Origin of the sequence: Bacillus sp. WMMC1349 (assembly GCF_013155385.1) — a bacterium.
GTDB lineage: Bacteria > Bacillota > Bacilli > Bacillales > Bacillaceae > Bacillus.
Genome location: NZ_JABJUQ010000007.1, coordinates 181856 through 199089, shown reverse-complemented (window position 1 = coordinate 199089; position 17234 = coordinate 181856). Strand labels below are relative to the sequence as shown.

Sequence of the window (17234 nt, the reverse complement as noted above, 5' to 3'; positions counted from 1 at the left end):
CACTACCCTCCAAAAATAATTTCATTTTCAACCGCGATATGGAGTTCATCGGCCGTCATTGTTTGTTCTACAGCAATCAAAACATTGTAATGATTAGGAAAATGACAATCATCAAAACCTAAAACATAACCTATTACCTTGTTGTTTATAATGACTTGATCTCCACGCTCAATCACACCGCCACAGTTCATTTCTGCAAAACCAAGAAAGCCGACTTCATCTATGGTGTCACCACTTTTAGCATTTTTGTGTGTTGTTGTTACGATCTCGTGAATCTCACCCTGTTGTACACAGCGTGTTTCGAAATCCATCAATCTCATCCCTCTGTACTTTTGTTTATGAAATAGTAATTTAACAAATGCACCTTTGACAATTCGCTTATTTACAAGCTTCATATTTTTAGATTCTCGGTTTCATATGTTTCTTGTACCAATCGGACAGCATCTAAACCTGCTTCTCCATGACAATTTCCAAGCTCTATTTGCCTTTTGAAATCAAGTAAAATTTGCTCATATTCATGGTATAGAGACGACTTAAATTCAGGAAATCCTTCGAGCATATCGACATATATCTTTTGACCATTCTTTAACATAATAAGAACATCCTTTTTCTCACCATGAAGATAACCCCAATCAAGTTCTACATGTACTTTAATATCTGAATTAGTAATTAACTGAATATATGCTTTGATGTCAACATGATGTTCATCACGGATGATATTTGCAGCTTGCACCCTCATTTTTCCTAAAAAGAAGGAGAGTGTATCAAATACGTTCGGTCCATTATCTGCAACACAGCCTCCACCACATCTTTCTGGCTGCAGATACCATTTATCTTCCCCTGCGTGTTCTTCAATCAACTCTAAATAACTAGCATGAACAGCAGCAATCTCTTCTCTAGACGTCAACTTCTCTAGCGCTTGAACAAAATGAAGATTGTATCTCCGATGAAAAGCTGTGAACAAAGTAACATTCATTTCACGAGAAATAGCAACCAGTTCCTCAGCTTCTTCCATAGTTAAAGTCAATGGTTTTTCGCAACATACATGTTTTCCAGCTTTTAAAGCATCTCGACATATTTCAAAATGTTTATCATTTGGAACATTTACAATCACTGCATCAATATCTTCTCTGGCTAATAGATCATGGTAATGAGAGAAACACCAAACTTCACTATCATTAAAATTCTTCAATCTTTCAGCATTGAGGTCACAAACTGCTGTTAATAGAGGATTGTTCAGTTTGTTTTGTAAAGCAAAAACATAAAATTTAGAAATAACGCCCATGCCGATTATGCCAATTCGTAGACTCATGAGTGTGTGACCACCTTTTCAGTTTCAGGTATAGTGATATCAAATTGGTTGCCTAATCTTGATAAATCTTCAAAAACACTTCTATCGATTGCGACTAATTCAGATTGGTTTTTTCTCATTGATTCTAAGTATCCTGGATAAACAACTTGGTTTGAATCAGAAGTAGTCGGACAATTTAATAATGTTTCTAGCATTGAATCCATTTGATCTTGAAACTCTAAAAGAGGACGAAAAGCTTCTACATTTAATGCGAGAAAAAAGTGGCCAATGTTTTGATCTTTTTTTGATTGCTCATCACTTTGTCCTGCTTTCAATATTTTTGGATCTGGACCTACATTTGCGCCAGAAAGCACACCGCAAAGGATATCGACCAATAAACCTAAGCCATACCCTTTTGCTCCTCCTGTTGCTAGCGCTCCCCCAAGCATCTGAAGATGACCGGTGCCCTCGAAGTATGTATTGGGGTCGGTTTGCGGCTGACCGTAATCATCAATTAACCAACCTTCAGGTATTGATTCTCCCCGACGTTGAGCATCTCTAATCTTTCCAGTCGCAACAACGGTGGTACTCATGTCAAGGACGAAAGGTGGTACTTTTTTTGCAGGTGCACTCATGGCAATAGGATTGGTTCCAATCATGTTCACTGAACCACCTAAAGGGCGGGCAATCGTTTGGGAACCAAGATTTGTCATTGCTATTCCTATCATACCGTTTTTAAGCGCTAAATTTGTATAATATCCTGCACTGCCAAAATGAGAACTTTGACGAACAACTACACATCCGACACCGACCTTTTTTGCTTTTTGAATAGCGACATTTATAGCATAATCACCAGCTACTAAACCTAGACCATGATGAGCGTCAATGACAGCTGTACCAGGCGATTCTGCGGCTATAGAAAATTCCGCTTTCGGATTGATACGCCTATCCATTAAACGTTCTAAATAGACATTTCTTAAATTGGTCACGCCATGTGTAGTAAAACCATGCTCATCTGCATAACATAGTACATCAGCAGCAGTTTGACTATGCTTTTCTAATAATCCTTGAGAAATAAAGACCTCTTTTATAAAACGACGCAAATCGTTTTTTTGGATGTTCACAAAATGGTTAGTGCTCATATTCTCAGCTCCTTCTTCAGCGGTAGGTTACTGTATGCAACAAGTAAATCCCCAATGTTAGACGAATACTCCTCAAGTTCTTTTAATGTAATAAATTCACCTTCAGCATGTGCATTATTATTGTTCAAGCTACCAGGACCATAAACAACTGTATAAATATCTGAACGCTGAGCCCACATTGCATCACAAGTAAAAGCATGATTTAGTTGTTTCTCTGAGTTTCTTACGAATCCAAGCTGGTTTAAAAATTGTTCTATTTCTGAGCTACGGTTGTTCAGCACTGGTAAACCGTGTTTAATCCAGGTTAACCGACATATATCCTGTGCTTCTTTCACCGTCAACAAGGCCGTCGGAATCGCTGAAAATTCTTGCCTGAAATGTGTTAATGCCCGATCAATTTCTGTTTCAACCCAGTTTTTGATGCGGTCACCATCTTTGTTTTCTACATAAGCAAAGTTCATGAGGAGCTGCCCTGTCCCAAAAACTTTATTATGCATGTGCCCGGTATGAACACCTGCCAGACACATTTTTCCTCCTCGATCTTCAATTCGAGTCGACCATTGTTTCATTAACCATTGTGATAGATATCCTAAAAGTAGTGTCGCATTATGCCCGTTATGTGGTGCATCATCTGTTGAATCATTTCCACTGACATCTATTCGTGCTGTCATAGATGTACTAGAATGATCAAAGTAAACACCGGCAGATGGTTCTGCAAATAGATTAAACCGGCCGAAATATCCTTGTTCAACTAACGATTTGGTGCCGTATACACCCATAGCGCCACCTTCTTCTCCTGATACACATTGAACTAATATGGAAAGATCATCTAGCAGATCATCCTTTTGTTTTAGTGCTGCTTCAATACCTGCTAACACTGCCACACCGGGACCTTTCATATCAACAGCTCCCCGCCCACAAAACTTCTTTCCGTCAAAAGTGACAGGTAAAAAATTAGCAACTGTATCCATATGAAAATTAAACATCATCGTCTCTTCTATAGAACGTTCCTTACCAAATCGAAGAACGAGGTTAGGTTGATTGTCCCAAAATAGATGTCCCATTTGTTTAGCTCTCTCACGAATAGTGAGAGGAATATGTTCTGACTGAAGTACAAGGGGATCTGAAGATGCATGATGGACAATGTCACACATTCCATTAAAATGACCTAAAGCATAATCTGCGTATAATTGTTGCGCCTTTAATGTCTCAGATTTTTCCCCTGTTTCCATCGGTGTGATCGTATTGGTATGGAGCAGGGCTAACAGCAAATTGATATAATCTGTTGTGAACACCTGTTTACTCATGATGAATTCTCTCTTTTGTCGATAGTTCATCTAAAAGCGCCTCTAAATGGTGACCGTATTCAATATATGAATCCATAAATGAATCTGTTGTCCCACCTTTTCCTAAATGAGGGATCAGATGCAAATGTGGTTCTATGGAAAAAATTCCTTTGTAATGATGGTTTATTAAAAATTGTAAGCATTCTTTTACCTGAGAGTGTCCTTGCCCAGGAAATGTATATACAGCTTCCCCATTTTGCAATAGACCATCCTTAATATGAACATGTTCTACATATTGATATGTTTTTTGTAAGAACTCATAAGCATTATAGCGGTATGCAATCCCATTTCCAGTATCGAACAGCAACCTTAGTGCGGGGTGATTCACTTTTTCTATTAAATAGAGTGAATTTTCTGGTGAAATACCTCCCCAACCAGCACAATTTTCGTGAAGTAGTACAATGTCTGATTTCTCAGCAAGCATTGATAATGCATACATTCGTTCAACCACACGGTTACGCCACTCTTCTTCTATTAGCCCGTCATTTGGATATGACATGATTCTTACATATTTAGCTCCGAGTTGATTCATTCTGTCTGAAAGTATTTTAAGCTCTTCCAAATCTTCAGCAAATGGAGAATGGATCGACCTTCCCCAGTTGCCAATGCTTGATGCAACAGCCGTCACTTTAAGTCCGGCTAACGACATCTTATGTCGTAATTGTTCAAATGTAGAGCTATCTAGTTGATATAGAGGTATCCCATTTACTGAACGCAGCTCGATCTCTTTCCAACCCAGCTTTAGATGGGCTTTGATTTGCACATCGATTGATGCTCCAGCCTCATCACTAATTCCTGAAAGCGCATTTGCAGGTTTAGACATGTGCATTCACAACCGATACAAACTGTAATACACTTTGCACGACATACTCGACATGTTCGTCTGGCATCTCTGCATAAAGCGGTATAGCAATTGAACGCTTAGCTATTCCTTCTGCCACTGGAAAATCGCCTTCTTGATGCTTTAGAAAGGAAAAAGCCGGTTGTAATGGTAAGGCAAGCGGGTAATAAATCTGTGTTTCAATCCCTTTCTCATGCAGGAACTGACGAAAATTGTCACGATTCTCCACTTGGAGAACATACGTATAATACACACGATCATAAGTTGTTTCATTGACTACTTGAATTTGCGGGTTTAGGTCTTTAAATGCTTCATTGTAATCACTACCAATCTTCGAACGCCGTGCAAGCAATTGATCATATCGACCTAGCTTGTGAACTAAATATGCAGCTACCGTTTCATCCATTCGATGATTATAGCCAAGGTGATGATGGAGAAAACGATTGATTCCATCCTGCCCATGATTTCTTAGCATCCGGCACATCTTCCCAAGCTCATCGTTATTCGTCACAATGATTGCCCCATCACCTATACCGCCAAGTGGTTTTGCTGGGAAGAAAGAGTATAATCCTGCATCACCTAACATGCCTGCCATCTTACCATTCATGCGTGCTCCAAGAGAAACAGCACTGTCTTCAAGTACCAATAAATGATGTTTCTTGGCAATTTTCTGAATTTCCGACATATCAGCCATGACCGAAAACAGGTGCGTTGGAATGATCACTTTACTTTGCGGAGTAATCTTTGCTTCTAAATCACTTGGATCCATCATTCCAGTCAATGGATCGACATCTACAAATATGGGTCGTCCTCCTAATAACACAATTGTGCTTGCCGTTGAGATAAAAGAAAATGCTGGAGTAAGCACATCCACTCCTGGACCGACTCCCATCGCACGTAAAATAATTGTCAATGCACTGGTTCCATTTGATGTAGCAATGGCATGTTTCGCTCCAGTATAGTCGCGTATTTTCCCCTCCAGTTCCAATACATTTTTTTTCAGGATGAAATCATCAGATGTTCCGATTTGATAGACTATATCTTTGATGGTTTCACGATCTTCTGCATAGCGTGCCGGGTAATTAAAAAATGGGACTTTCATCATTCAACCCCCTGTTTGTAAAACTTTTGAATAACCTCACAAACCTCTCGCACCTTTATTTCTGTTAAATCAGGATACATTGGTAGACCAACTGTTCGAGTGCATGCTCGTTCAGCATGAGGCATACTACCTGATTTATAGCCTAATTCTGAAAAACAAGGTTGGGTGTGTAATGGAGTTGGGTAATATGTTTCTGTACCAATTCCATGTTCCCCTAAAAAAGTCACTAAGGAATCTCTCTGTTCCGCTTCAATTAAATAAACATAGTAAACAGGATTTGCAGTATCTTCCCGCTCTTTAATAACCGGTATCTGAACCTGTGGCAATTCACCAAGCAACTGATCATAAAGCCGGGCTAAATGTGCACGTCTAGCAATCTCACTTTGTAAATATTTTAGCTTTACAAGAAGGACAGCTGCTTGAATATCATCCATACGGCTGTTATAACCAATCACTTGATGAATATAAGGTCTATCTTCCTCTCGACCATGAGTCCTTAATAGTCGTGCTTGATGTGCAATATCATCATCATTTGTTAGCAGCATACCCGCATCACCGATTGCACCAAGAGTTTTTGTAGGAAAAAAGGACAGAACACCAGCCATTCCAATTAAACCAGCATGAGTCCCATCATTGAACATTGAGATGGCTTCAGCACTATCTTCAAGGATCAATAAATCATGTTTTTCCGCTATTTCACAAATAGCTGCCATGTCAGCCAGTTGGGTAAATAAATGGACCGGCATAATGGCTTTTGTCCGCTTTGTTATTTTGCTTTCAAGATCAGCTATTTTAATGCTGTATGTTACTGGATCAATATCACAAAAAACAGGTACTGCACCAACATGTGCTATGCTAGAGGCTGATGCAAAAAAAGAAAAACAAGGGACAATCACTTCATCACCAGATCCAATCCCTGCTGCTTTCAACATAATCACTAAAGCTTCTGTTGCATTCCCAACAGCAATAGCATGTTTTGCACCTGTAAACACTTGTATCTCTCTTTCTAATTCGCTCACGATCGGGCCATTTGTGAACTGTCCTTGATGAAGAACTTCATCAAGCTTAGAAGAAATGAGCGGCCATTGCTTTTCAAAAGATTCTCGATTGGTATAAAAAGGAACACTCATAATATCACCTCATCTTTCTCAGTAAACATCAATCCGCAAGATTCTTTTGCTTGACAAATAGCTTCAACTATTTGCGAATTAAATTGTGCATCACTAACTGGCTTTTCTTTAGATTCATCAAAATATTGATAATATTCTGTGAAAACAGCCGATAGTGGATCATCATACATCACACGTTCTTCCAGAAGTTTTCCTGAAGCTGAATATATTTTAATCCATGAGTAACTGTCATCTTTACTGCTTGGATAATAGCCTACAACCCTGTGTTCTTTAAAATATAGACGGATACAACGTTCACGAATCGGAGTTTTTAAGTTTGACAGTAATTCAGATGTCATACCATTGTGATGCAATAAAGATATATTAGCCTGCCCCATATGTGGCACTGTAAGATTACCGATATGCATATCAGCAACTTTTGCTGAAACAACTTCAACATCTGACCCGCCTAAATAAAGAGCAAGTGCCATAAGATGCGGTATCTCAACATCAAATGCACTACCATGGCTATGGTTACTCATCGTCCGTGATAATCTTGCCTTGTTTTGTTCTGCAACCATATGCAAAAGCTGTCCATATGTTTTCGTCTTAATAATATCGACTAATTGAGATGTTAATGTGCTCGATAACCAATTGGCAACGACTAAAAGGTCAATGGAGAACTTTTCAATCAACTCATGTATGCTTGCTAGTTCTTCTTTGCTGGTTGCAAGCGGTTTTTCCATCATACATTTCGTAAAACCTAACTTAGCCACTTGCTTTAAAGTTTCATTATGCATTTCAGGTGGAGTACAAATGTGTACAACAGTGTTTTTAGGATCAAAACCATCTACTTCCTCCATGTTTGAAAAAAACTGAATGTCTTCTTTTTTAAAGTCAGATGACTTAACATATGGATCGACAACACCTATTTTGGGGTCGAAGAGGCTGGGATGAGACTGATCAGAATAGGCTTTACGCAGACAATGTAAATGCAACTCACGACCTGCCTTTCCAAAACCGATAATTAACGATTGCTGCATTGTTATCCCCTCTCTATTTATCAGAACTGATCTTCATGACGCAGTTTCTTACACGGTTAACAAACTCATGCATCTTAAGAGGATCTTTCACATTATTGGTCTCTATACCACTACTAACATCCACTGCATAAGGACGTGTTTTTAAGATGGCTTCCTCAATATTGTCAACATTTAATCCCCCAGCAAGAATCACTTTACTTTTGTCTTGAATGGAAACAATGTGTTCCCACGGAAACGATTTACCTGTCCCGCCGGATTTTCCATGAACGTGCGAATCAAAAAGAATTCCTCTCACAGCTTCTGCATACACATGCATATCTTCCAAATCACCAGCATTACGAACCTTGATTGATTTAACAACTGGGCGTTCAACTAAGCGACAATATTCAGAGGACTCAGAACCATGTAACTGTATGAAATCCAACTGACAAAAGTTTGCGATTTCATTTACAAGTTCTAGTCTTTCGTCAACAAATACACCTACGGCGGTCACAAATGGAGGTAGTTGGCTGATGATATGTTTGGCTTGTTCAGGTGTCACCTCGCGCTTACTATTTGTAAACACGAAACCGATCGCATCAGCACCAGCTTCAATTGCACTTTTTGCAGATTGTAGGTTCGTGATCCCACAAAACTTAATTCGGACCATTTTGTTTCCTCCATCATGTTATTAACTTCTTTTGTGTTGCTTCTTTCAATGAAGCTATATAACTTCTGACAACTGTTTCTATCTCGTTAGGTGCTGCATGTTTCATCACATTAATTAAAGCGCTGCCTACTATTGCCCCATCGGCATACTCACACACTTCAGTTACGTGGTTTGCACTTGAAATTCCAAAACCTACACATAAAGGTGAATCAGTTACAGCTCGTACATGTTTTAAAAATACAGGTAATTCTTTAGGCATATTTTCTCGCTCGCCTGTTACACCATTTACTGATATACAATATAAGAACCCTGAACCTTTTTTTACGACTGAAGCCATTCTAGTATTTGATGTTGTTGGTGCTAAAAAGAATATCAAGTCTAGACCGTATGGACGAAACACAGTTAACCAAGGATCAGCCATAGTGGAAGGTAAATCAGGAATGATAAATCCATCTACACCTGCTTTTGAAGCATCAGTAGCAAGTTGCTCTAATCCATAAGCTAAAAAGGAGTTACAATACCCCATTAATACAATCGGAGTTTCTAAACCATTACTTCGCAACTTGTGAACCATTTTGATACATTCATTTAGATTTATACCATTATCTAAAGCTTGAGCACTTGCTTCTTGAATTGTAGGACCATCTGCTAAAGGATCAGCGCATGGAACACCTAGTTCTAAAATATCAGCACCTGCATGACATATCGTCTTGATTATTGTTTCAGATGAATCCATGGTTGGATAACCGACAGGAATATATGGAATAAGCGCTCCTTCATTTCTTTTTTTAAGCTTCTCAAACGTATTCTTGATACGACTCATAGTCTGAAGATCTCCTTTCTCTTAAATTTTCAAGGGCATCTATAGCTTGGGTTAAATCTTTGTCACCTCTACCTGATAAATTGACAATCAGAATGTCTTTTTCATTCATTGTTCCGGCTATTTTCAACGCATAAGCAACAGCATGTGAAGATTCCAGCGCTGGCAATATACCTTCTGATCTACACAAATACTCAAATGCCTCAAGGGCTTCATCATCATTTACATGTGTATATTGAACACGACCAATATCTTTCAAATAACTGTGTTGCGGACCAACCCCTGGGTAGTCAAGACCAGGTGCAATTGAATAGGTTTCCTTTATTTGACCATATTGATCTTGTAACATATAGGTATGAGCACCTTGAACAATCCCTAATGTTCCTTTAATAAGTGGTGCAGCATGTTGATCTGTTTCGATTCCTTTTCCTGCCGATTGAACTCCCACTAATTTGACCGACTGATCATCTAAAAAAGAATGAAACATCCCAATTGCATTACTCCCGCCTCCTACACAAGCGATAACGCAATCTGGAAGGCGCCCTTCTATCTCAAGTATCTGAGCTTTTGTTTCCTCACCAATGACTGATTGAAAATCTCTCACAATCGTTGGAAAAGGATGAGGACCGACAGCTGAACCAAGTAAATAATAGGTATTATTAGCATTGGATATCCAATCACGAATAGCTTCACTAATGGCATCTTTTAATGTTTTTTGCCCGATGTTTACAAGATGCAGCTCTGCACCAAGCAATTTCATTCTTTGAACATTAGGTGCTTGCCGTTCCGCATCAACAGCACCCATATAAATGACACATTTCAGTCCAAGTAAGCTAGCAGCAGTTGCCACTGCAACACCGTGTTGTCCAGCCCCAGTTTCTGCTACAATTCGCTTCTTCCCCATTTTTTTGGCTAGTAAAGCTTGGGCCAAAGCGTTATTTATTTTATGAGCACCTGTATGTGTCAAATCCTCCCTTTTCAAATATATCCTTGCCCCGCCTTTCTCTGCAGTCATTCTTTTAAGAGGAGTTAACGGTGTTGGACGACCAACAAATTCTTTTAAAAGTTGGGATAGTTCCTCTTTGAACTCAATATCCTTCTTCGTTTTCCGATACTCTCGTTCCAAATCTTCTAAATTAGAAATCAATGTTTCCGCAACATATGCACCGCCAAACTGTCCAAAAAATCCTTCCATCTTAACCGTCACTCCTCTTACCTTTTTTCTCTTATGACATCATTAAGCCCTAAAAACTCTTGAATTCGATTTCCTACATCATCTGACTTTAATAGAGCTTCACCCACTAGCATTGCATCAAATCCGATTGATTCTACTTTGAGAACATCAGTACGATTGTGCAAACCACTCTCACTGACTGTGACGATTGAAGATGGCAGCATCGAACGAATTTCTTCTGAGCGCTTTAAGTCTACTTTAAACGTCTGTAAATCACGATTATTAATTCCAATTATTTTAGCTCCTGCTTTTACCGCAAAAGTTGCTTCCTCCAAAGTAAAGCATTCAACAAGAGCATGCATTCCAAGGTCGTGTACGATTGCCAACATCTCAGGCAGTAACTCAGGATCAATAATACGAACAATGAGCAATACAGCATCAGCTCCTACAGATCGAGCCTCAAAAATCTGGTATGGATCAATAATAAACTCTTTATACATAACCGGTAAGTTCACTTGTGGGTCATTTGCAACACTTTGCACAACATGAGGCCCGCCACCGAAAAAGACTTCATCGGCAAGAACGGAAATTGCGCTAGCTCCATATGTAGAATATGTGCGAGCTAGTGTAAGTGCATGAAAGTCGTTCCTTAATTCTCCTTTCGAGGGAGACTTACGCTTTACTTCAGCAATTAAAGAAATACCCGGCTTTTGCAATGCATGATAAAAATCACGTGGTGCTCTCGCATCTTCTACCTTTACTTTCATCTCATTCAACGATTTACTCTGTTTCTTAGCTTCAACTTCTTGGATTTTATTTTGCAAAATCTCATCAAGCATAAACATTTTAACCGTTCACTCCTTCTTTACTTCGATTCATTAGTTCATTTAGCTTTTCTTTTGCTAAACCTGAATCAATAGCTTTTCTAGCTACAATTAAACCTTCGCGAAAATCTTCAGCCTGACCCGCAAGCATTAAAGTTACCCCTGCATTAAGGCAGACTATTTCCCTTACACCGTTTTTTTGTCCATCAAATAGCTCTATTAACATGTTTTTATTATGGTGAGCATCACCTCCACTAATGTCTTCATGAGATATATATTCAAGTCCAAGTGAAGCCGGGTCAAATAGCATCTTTTTCACATATCCATTCCGAATTTCATACAATTCAGATGGAGCGCTAAGGGAAATCTCATCCATTCCATCAAGTCCATGAACAACCAATGAATGTTTTGCACCTAACTCTAATAATAATTCTGCATATAAAGGAGCAAGCGTTCGGTTAGACACACCTAGTAAATGTCGTTTCGGGCTCATCGGGTTCCCAAGCGGTCCTAAAAGATTAAATGCAGTTGGCACACCAATTTCTTTTCTAAGAGGAGATAGCTTTCTTAAGGAAGGATGGAATTTAGGAGTAAACAAAAATGCAAAACCACTTTCTTTTACCCAATTTTCAGCCTCATCTGGTAATAATTCTATTTTAATTCCTAACTCCTCTAACAAATCTGCACTACCACATAAACTACTTGATGATCTATTGCCACACTTTGCTACTTTTGCTCCAGCAGCACTTGCCACAAGTGCTGCAGCAGTAGAAGTGTTAAATGAACCTAACATATCACCTCCTGTACCACACGTATCTACTACATCTTCTACTTTATCAATCTGAATCATCTGCTCATGAATAGCTTTAAGAAAACCCATTAATTCCTCTTTTACTTCTCCTTTTGCAGATAATGCACAAAGAAACGCCCCTATTTGAACGGGTGTGAAATTCCCTTTTAGTATTTCACTCATGCAATCATAGGCTTCTTGAAAACTCAGTGACTGATTGTTGGTTAACTTATAAACTAATTCCTTAATCACAGTCTTTACCTCCTTAAAAAGACCAAGAATTGATGAATAGACTGATTCAAATTTACCTTTTTTGTTTAATAATGGGTTTGTTCTGTTTAGTTATACTTTAACATGCTATAATTCAGATGATTAGTACCACTTGTTAAAAATTTTTGTGGTACCACTTTTTAAGAAAGGATCTAACGTGATGCTATTGATACCAATTAATCGTCTTTCTACCACATCTTTAACAGGACAAGTTTACCAGTATATTAGGGATCAAGTTTTAAATGGAAAGATAAAATCCGGAGAAAAGTTACCTTCAACAAGAGAGCTGTCTTCTCACTTAGGTGTCTCTAGAAATGTCATTTTAACAGCATATGAACAACTAATTGCGGAAGGTTTTATCGTTACATATAAGGGTTCTGGATCATACATTGCTGAAGGAACCTACTTAAAACAGGAAAAAATACAGACATACAAATTAAATCAATCGAATGAGAAAACTAGCAATGATATGATCGATTTCCGCTCAGGAGTTCCTGCATTAGATTTCTTCCCCCGAAAAATATGGGCAAGGTTATCAAATATAATATGGCATGAAACTAGGTCCTCTATGTTTGGATATGATGTACCTGAAGGCCGGATTGAATTAAGAGGGGCTATCTTAAATTATTTAAATAAAACAAGAAAAGTTTTATGTCACCCGGACCATCTGATTATTACATCTGGTGCAGTACAAGCATTAACACTTGTTTCTAGTTTGCTTTTAAAATCAAACGGACAAGTTGTCATTGAAGACCCTATTAAAGACAATGTACAAAAAATCTTTAAAAGTTCAGGTGCTTTTCTTTATCCAATTCCGGTAGATCGCAATGGAATAAAAACAGATTTATTACCCACCAACAAAAACCCAAAATTTGTATTTTTTACTCCTTCTCATCAATTTCCCTTGGGCGGAACTCTTTCAGTAGAACGTCAAATCGATTTAATCAATTATGCGAGAAACAATGATTGTTACCTAGTTGAAGATGACTATGGTAGTGAATTTCGTTATGAAAATACCCCTGTAAGTTCTTTACAAGGATTGGCTCCTGACCGAGTCATATATATTGGAACACTCAGTAAAATACTTTCCCCATCACTACGTCTAGGATACTTAATCCTTCCACCACATCTTGTAGAAGAATGCCGCAATCTTAAAAAATACTTAGATTTACATACACCAACAGTTGATCAACTTATTCTTGCACAGTTTATAGAACAGGGATATTTGGAGAGACATATTTTGAAAATGAGAAAAGTATATAAAAAAAGGAGGGATTACCTTATTAAACGATTATATGAAACATTCTCAAACAGAGTTAATATTTTTGGGTATTCGACAGGATTACATTTAATTGTTGAATTTAAAGAACTTCAATTTACAAAAGAAATCATAAACAACATCGAAAAGTTCAAAGTCAAAGTCTATTCAGTAGAAGATCATACCATTCAAAAAGGCATGCATGTAGATAAGATTATCATAGGGTATGGACATTTAACTGAAGAACAAATTAATGAGGGGATCACAAGACTATCTAAGGCTATAAATCACATATTAGGAGGTTGATAGAAATGAACTTTCAACTTAAAGAAGCAATCGAAATTCTTGAACGCACACCAAAAACACTTCAGCATTTGCTTGATGGATTATCAAACTCATGGATCACTTGCAACGAAGGTGAAGCAACTTGGAATGCTTTTGATATCGTCGGGCACCTGATTGAGGGCGAAAAACATAATTGGATACCGCGAATCGAAATGATCATAACTAAAGGAGAAACTGAAACATTCTCCCCATTTGATCGCTTTACTCAGCTTCAACAAAACATTGGGAAAACAATTGAACAATTACTTGAAGAGTTTGTGAAACTTCGTCAGAAAAACCTAGAAAAGCTACAATGTTTAGTTGATTCACAGACAGATTTAGAGCAAACAGGGGTACATCCTGAGTTTGGCATTGTCAAACTGAGAGAACAAATCTCAACTTGGGTTGCACATGATCTCGATCATCTCTCTCAAATAACTAGAGTGCTGGCGAAACGATATCAGGGAGATGTCGGACCTTGGAAGGAATATTTGCGGATATTAAAACAATGAAGATGTATGTCACATGAAGCTGTCTCTGCCTTATAGCCCATTCACCCGACATGATGTACTTACTAGAAAGAAGCTGTCTAAAAAGCCCTTTATCAACATGGATCAGGGGAAACTGCAAGACTCCTGCGGGAACAGCGAACTAGGCGGGACCCCACAGGAGATTCGCGGATCGCCCGTGGAAAGCGAGCAAATTCCCAGGTCACCCCAACCCCTTTTCTCGACCTCCCTCACTATTATTATCTCTGGAAATATCAATATGATCCCCATATGCTAGGCGATCTTATTTGCTGACAATAGAATGACCTAATGGTAGTTTCATATCATCAATTCTCTAAAAAATTAATTTACCATAAATATGACTTGTTTTAAAAAAAGATTTGTTTATAATTGATAACGATTATCAATTATAAACTGAGATTATAGAGAAAAGAGGGATCAACTATGCAAATAGAAAGTCTTGATACAATTTATCACGATTTTTTCTCAGCCATGCCTGTTCATTCTAAAAACAACCGTATTTATACGCTACCTGAGTTATTGGGAGAAGGCGGTTTTAAACGAGTTAAAACATTTTCAGGACTTGAGATTGTCTATTCAAATTTTTTTTATAAACAGCAACAAATAAAACGTTTTTCTTCAGAACACGAAATGGTGGAAATTCAGTTTATGCTTGAAGGAGAAAGTGAGATTTGGGTAAAAGGCTCTAATTGCAATGTAAATCCGGGAACAAGTTCATTTTTATTTATGAAAGACTTTGAGGTCAGTTTTGAATTCCCGGAATTAGGGCGAATTAAATCATTATCGATAGGACTGCCTGTTCAACTTTTCGATTATTATTTGGCACAGTATTTAGACCATTCACACGCTAAATTCGAATATTTTTTGTTGAGACAGTCATTTAAACAGTATGAATTAGAAATTGATCCCATCATTGAACATTTGATACATCGCATCGTAAAAGAAATATCTGCTCAAGATACATCGGCATTTATTATTGAAGCTAAAGCATTAGAGCTGCTTAATCGTTCACTTCATCTTCTCATGTTTGATTCAAGTCATGTTCGGCATCAAGTATCTTTATCAAGGAACGATACAATGAAATTGCGTAAAGCAGCTGAGCTCATCACTTCAAAAATGGATTACCCTCCTACTTTATTAGAGTTAGCCCGTTCAGTAGGTCTTAATGATTATAAGTTGAAAGTCGGATTTAAGGAGTATTTTGGAACAACAGTCTTTGGTTACTTACGAAAAAAACGGATGGATCATGCTTTTGACTTATTGTGTACCGAAAAAAGAACCATAACAGAAGTAGCCTCTGAAGTGGGTTATACAAATTTAAGTGCATTCTCTAAATGCTTCCGCGATACATTTGGTATCACCCCTTCACATATTAAACGTTATTATTGATTTTCTCACCTCTTTTTATAAAAAATAATCCTTTTGAGCGTAATTTTATCCGCTTTGAGGTAGTTCGCATTAATAACCGCCACTATAATTGAGAAAGAATATCAATTACAAACTATTAAGAGGTGAAAAATTGGAAAAAATCAAATTTAGTATTTTTATTTCTGTTTTCGTATCTTTCCTTGGTTTAACCGTGATCATGCCTGTTTTGTCACCTTTAATTCGTGAACTTCACCTTTCAGAAAGCCATGCAGGCTGGATTGTTTCGATAGGGTCCATTGCAATGACTGCAGCAGGTCCTTTATGGGGTGTATGGAGTGATAAAAAAGGCAGAAAACCGATCATGCTCATCGGTCTGTTAGGGTTATTTGTAACATATGCGCTGTTCACCATTGTTGTCTATATGGGATTGAACCAGCTTATAAGCGGCGGTTTATTATTAGCAAGTCTTATTGGAACAAGATTTTTAATTGGTCTATTTATTCCATCTGTACCGCCAACAGCACAAGCTTATATGGCTGATGTGACTCAAAGCCAAGATCGATCTTCTGGTATGTCACTAATAAGTGCAGCAAATGGACTTGGACTTGTGCTTGGACCAGCTCTTGCAGGAGTACTGGCGTTAGCCGGCCTCATCTGGCCTCTTTACTTAGGAACATTTTTACCTTTAGCGGCTTTTACTATTGTTTTAGCAATTATTCCAAAAGCTAAACCGCTCGTAAGAGATAAGCCTGCTAAAGTAAATCCTTTTCAGAAAGATGTACGTTTATATTTATTAATAGGATTAACAACAATGATTGGCATTATTACGCTTCAATCAATCACCGGTTTCTATCTCCAAGATAAACTGATGATATCAACAGATGAAATGGCGAAAAGCCTTGCCATCGGTTTTACATTGTCTGGTGTAGCCATGGTGTTAACTCAAGTTATTCAAATGAAATGGTTAAAATGGGGACCAGACATCATGATTATAACAGGTAGTTTCCTTGTCATTTTAAGCATGCTTTGTTTGCTGGTAGGGCATACTTTGTTCCTTTGCTATTTAGGATTTTTTCTATTTGGTTTAGGTGCAGGGCTGATGATGCCTGGATTTATGACTGGCGCATCTCTGGCTGTTTCAAGTAAACAACAAGGTGCAGTGGCTGGGCTAGTAGCAGCAGTACAGGGAATTGCCGCCATCATAACCCCAGTGCTTTCAACTAGCTTATATGAGTTTAATCCATCCATTCCCTATATCCTTGTCACTGTGATTGTATCAATCTCATTATGTTCGACAATAGGAATAAAACATGCTTCTCGTGAAAAAGCCCCAACATCATCACGTTTTTAGGA

The 17234-nt window shown here is 38.1% G+C and carries 17 protein-coding genes; 4 read left to right on the top strand and 13 right to left on the bottom strand.

Features of this window, described 5'->3' with window-relative positions; genetic code table 11:
• Positions 1-2: 2 nt before the first annotated feature.
• Genes HOO54_RS03555 through trpD form a run of 13 tightly spaced genes read right to left on the bottom strand, consistent with a single transcriptional unit; the run spans position 3 to position 12383 of the window.
• Positions 3-395 (bottom strand): DUF6917 domain-containing protein, encoded by a 393-nt coding sequence (locus HOO54_RS03555; protein WP_172292640.1) that lies wholly within the window; start codon positions 393-395, stop codon positions 3-5.
• Complete coding sequence (locus HOO54_RS03550; protein WP_172292638.1) at positions 392-1312, bottom strand: Gfo/Idh/MocA family protein; 921 nt, start codon at positions 1310-1312, stop codon at positions 392-394. Before HOO54_RS03550 ends, HOO54_RS03555 begins: the two co-directional genes overlap by 4 nt.
• Complete coding sequence (locus HOO54_RS03545) at positions 1309-2433, bottom strand: Ldh family oxidoreductase (RefSeq protein WP_172292636.1); 1125 nt, start codon at positions 2431-2433, stop codon at positions 1309-1311. The genes HOO54_RS03550 and HOO54_RS03545 overlap by 4 nt, the downstream gene beginning before the upstream one ends.
• A complete protein-coding gene (locus HOO54_RS03540) occupies positions 2430-3740 on the bottom strand; it encodes a M20/M25/M40 family metallo-hydrolase (protein ID WP_172292633.1) in 1311 nt (436 codons plus the stop codon). Before HOO54_RS03540 ends, HOO54_RS03545 begins: the two co-directional genes overlap by 4 nt.
• Entirely contained in the window at positions 3733-4602 is an 870-nt protein-coding gene (locus HOO54_RS03535) for a sugar phosphate isomerase/epimerase family protein (protein ID WP_172292630.1), read from the bottom strand. Before HOO54_RS03535 ends, HOO54_RS03540 begins: the two co-directional genes overlap by 8 nt.
• Complete coding sequence (locus HOO54_RS03530; RefSeq protein WP_172292626.1) at positions 4595-5722, bottom strand: DegT/DnrJ/EryC1/StrS family aminotransferase; 1128 nt, start codon at positions 5720-5722, stop codon at positions 4595-4597. The genes HOO54_RS03535 and HOO54_RS03530 overlap by 8 nt, the downstream gene beginning before the upstream one ends.
• Entirely contained in the window at positions 5722-6852 is a 1131-nt protein-coding gene (locus HOO54_RS03525; RefSeq protein WP_172292624.1) for a DegT/DnrJ/EryC1/StrS family aminotransferase, read from the bottom strand. Before HOO54_RS03525 ends, HOO54_RS03530 begins: the two co-directional genes overlap by 1 nt.
• On the bottom strand, positions 6849-7874 hold the full coding sequence (locus HOO54_RS03520) for a Gfo/Idh/MocA family protein (RefSeq protein WP_172292622.1): 1026 nt from the start codon (positions 7872-7874) through the stop codon (positions 6849-6851). The genes HOO54_RS03525 and HOO54_RS03520 overlap by 4 nt, the downstream gene beginning before the upstream one ends.
• A gap of 13 nt (positions 7875-7887) precedes the next feature.
• Positions 7888-8523 (bottom strand): phosphoribosylanthranilate isomerase, encoded by a 636-nt coding sequence (locus tag HOO54_RS03515; RefSeq protein ID WP_172292620.1) that lies wholly within the window; start codon positions 8521-8523, stop codon positions 7888-7890.
• A 13-nt stretch (positions 8524-8536) separates the two neighbouring features.
• Complete coding sequence (gene trpA / locus HOO54_RS03510; RefSeq protein WP_172292618.1) at positions 8537-9346, bottom strand: tryptophan synthase subunit alpha; 810 nt, start codon at positions 9344-9346, stop codon at positions 8537-8539.
• Positions 9321-10538 (bottom strand): tryptophan synthase subunit beta, encoded by a 1218-nt coding sequence (trpB, locus tag HOO54_RS03505; protein ID WP_172292616.1) that lies wholly within the window; start codon positions 10536-10538, stop codon positions 9321-9323. Before trpB ends, trpA begins: the two co-directional genes overlap by 26 nt.
• 17 nt (positions 10539-10555) lie before the next feature.
• Entirely contained in the window at positions 10556-11362 is an 807-nt protein-coding gene (gene trpC, locus HOO54_RS03500) for an indole-3-glycerol phosphate synthase TrpC (RefSeq protein ID WP_172292614.1), read from the bottom strand.
• 1 nt (position 11363) lies between these two features.
• A complete protein-coding gene (trpD, locus tag HOO54_RS03495) occupies positions 11364-12383 on the bottom strand; it encodes an anthranilate phosphoribosyltransferase (RefSeq protein WP_172292612.1) in 1020 nt (339 codons plus the stop codon).
• 178 nt (positions 12384-12561) lie between these two features.
• On the opposite strand from trpD, the gene pdxR reads away from it, so the two are divergent.
• The 4 genes from pdxR to HOO54_RS03475 all read left to right on the top strand — a co-directional run bounded on the left by pdxR (position 12562) and on the right by HOO54_RS03475 (position 17232).
• Positions 12562-13965: a MocR-like pyridoxine biosynthesis transcription factor PdxR gene (gene pdxR / locus HOO54_RS03490; RefSeq protein ID WP_172299298.1), complete on the top strand. Its 1404-nt coding sequence runs from the start codon at positions 12562-12564 to the stop codon at positions 13963-13965.
• Positions 13966-13970: 5 nt separating this feature from the next.
• Complete coding sequence (locus HOO54_RS03485) at positions 13971-14495, top strand: DinB family protein (RefSeq protein ID WP_172292610.1); 525 nt, start codon at positions 13971-13973, stop codon at positions 14493-14495.
• Between the two features lie 441 nt (positions 14496-14936).
• Positions 14937-15902: a helix-turn-helix transcriptional regulator gene (locus HOO54_RS03480; RefSeq protein WP_172292608.1), complete on the top strand. Its 966-nt coding sequence runs from the start codon at positions 14937-14939 to the stop codon at positions 15900-15902.
• Between the two features lie 130 nt (positions 15903-16032).
• On the top strand, positions 16033-17232 hold the full coding sequence (locus HOO54_RS03475) for an MFS transporter (protein ID WP_172292606.1): 1200 nt from the start codon (positions 16033-16035) through the stop codon (positions 17230-17232).
• Positions 17233-17234: the final 2 nt, after the last annotated feature.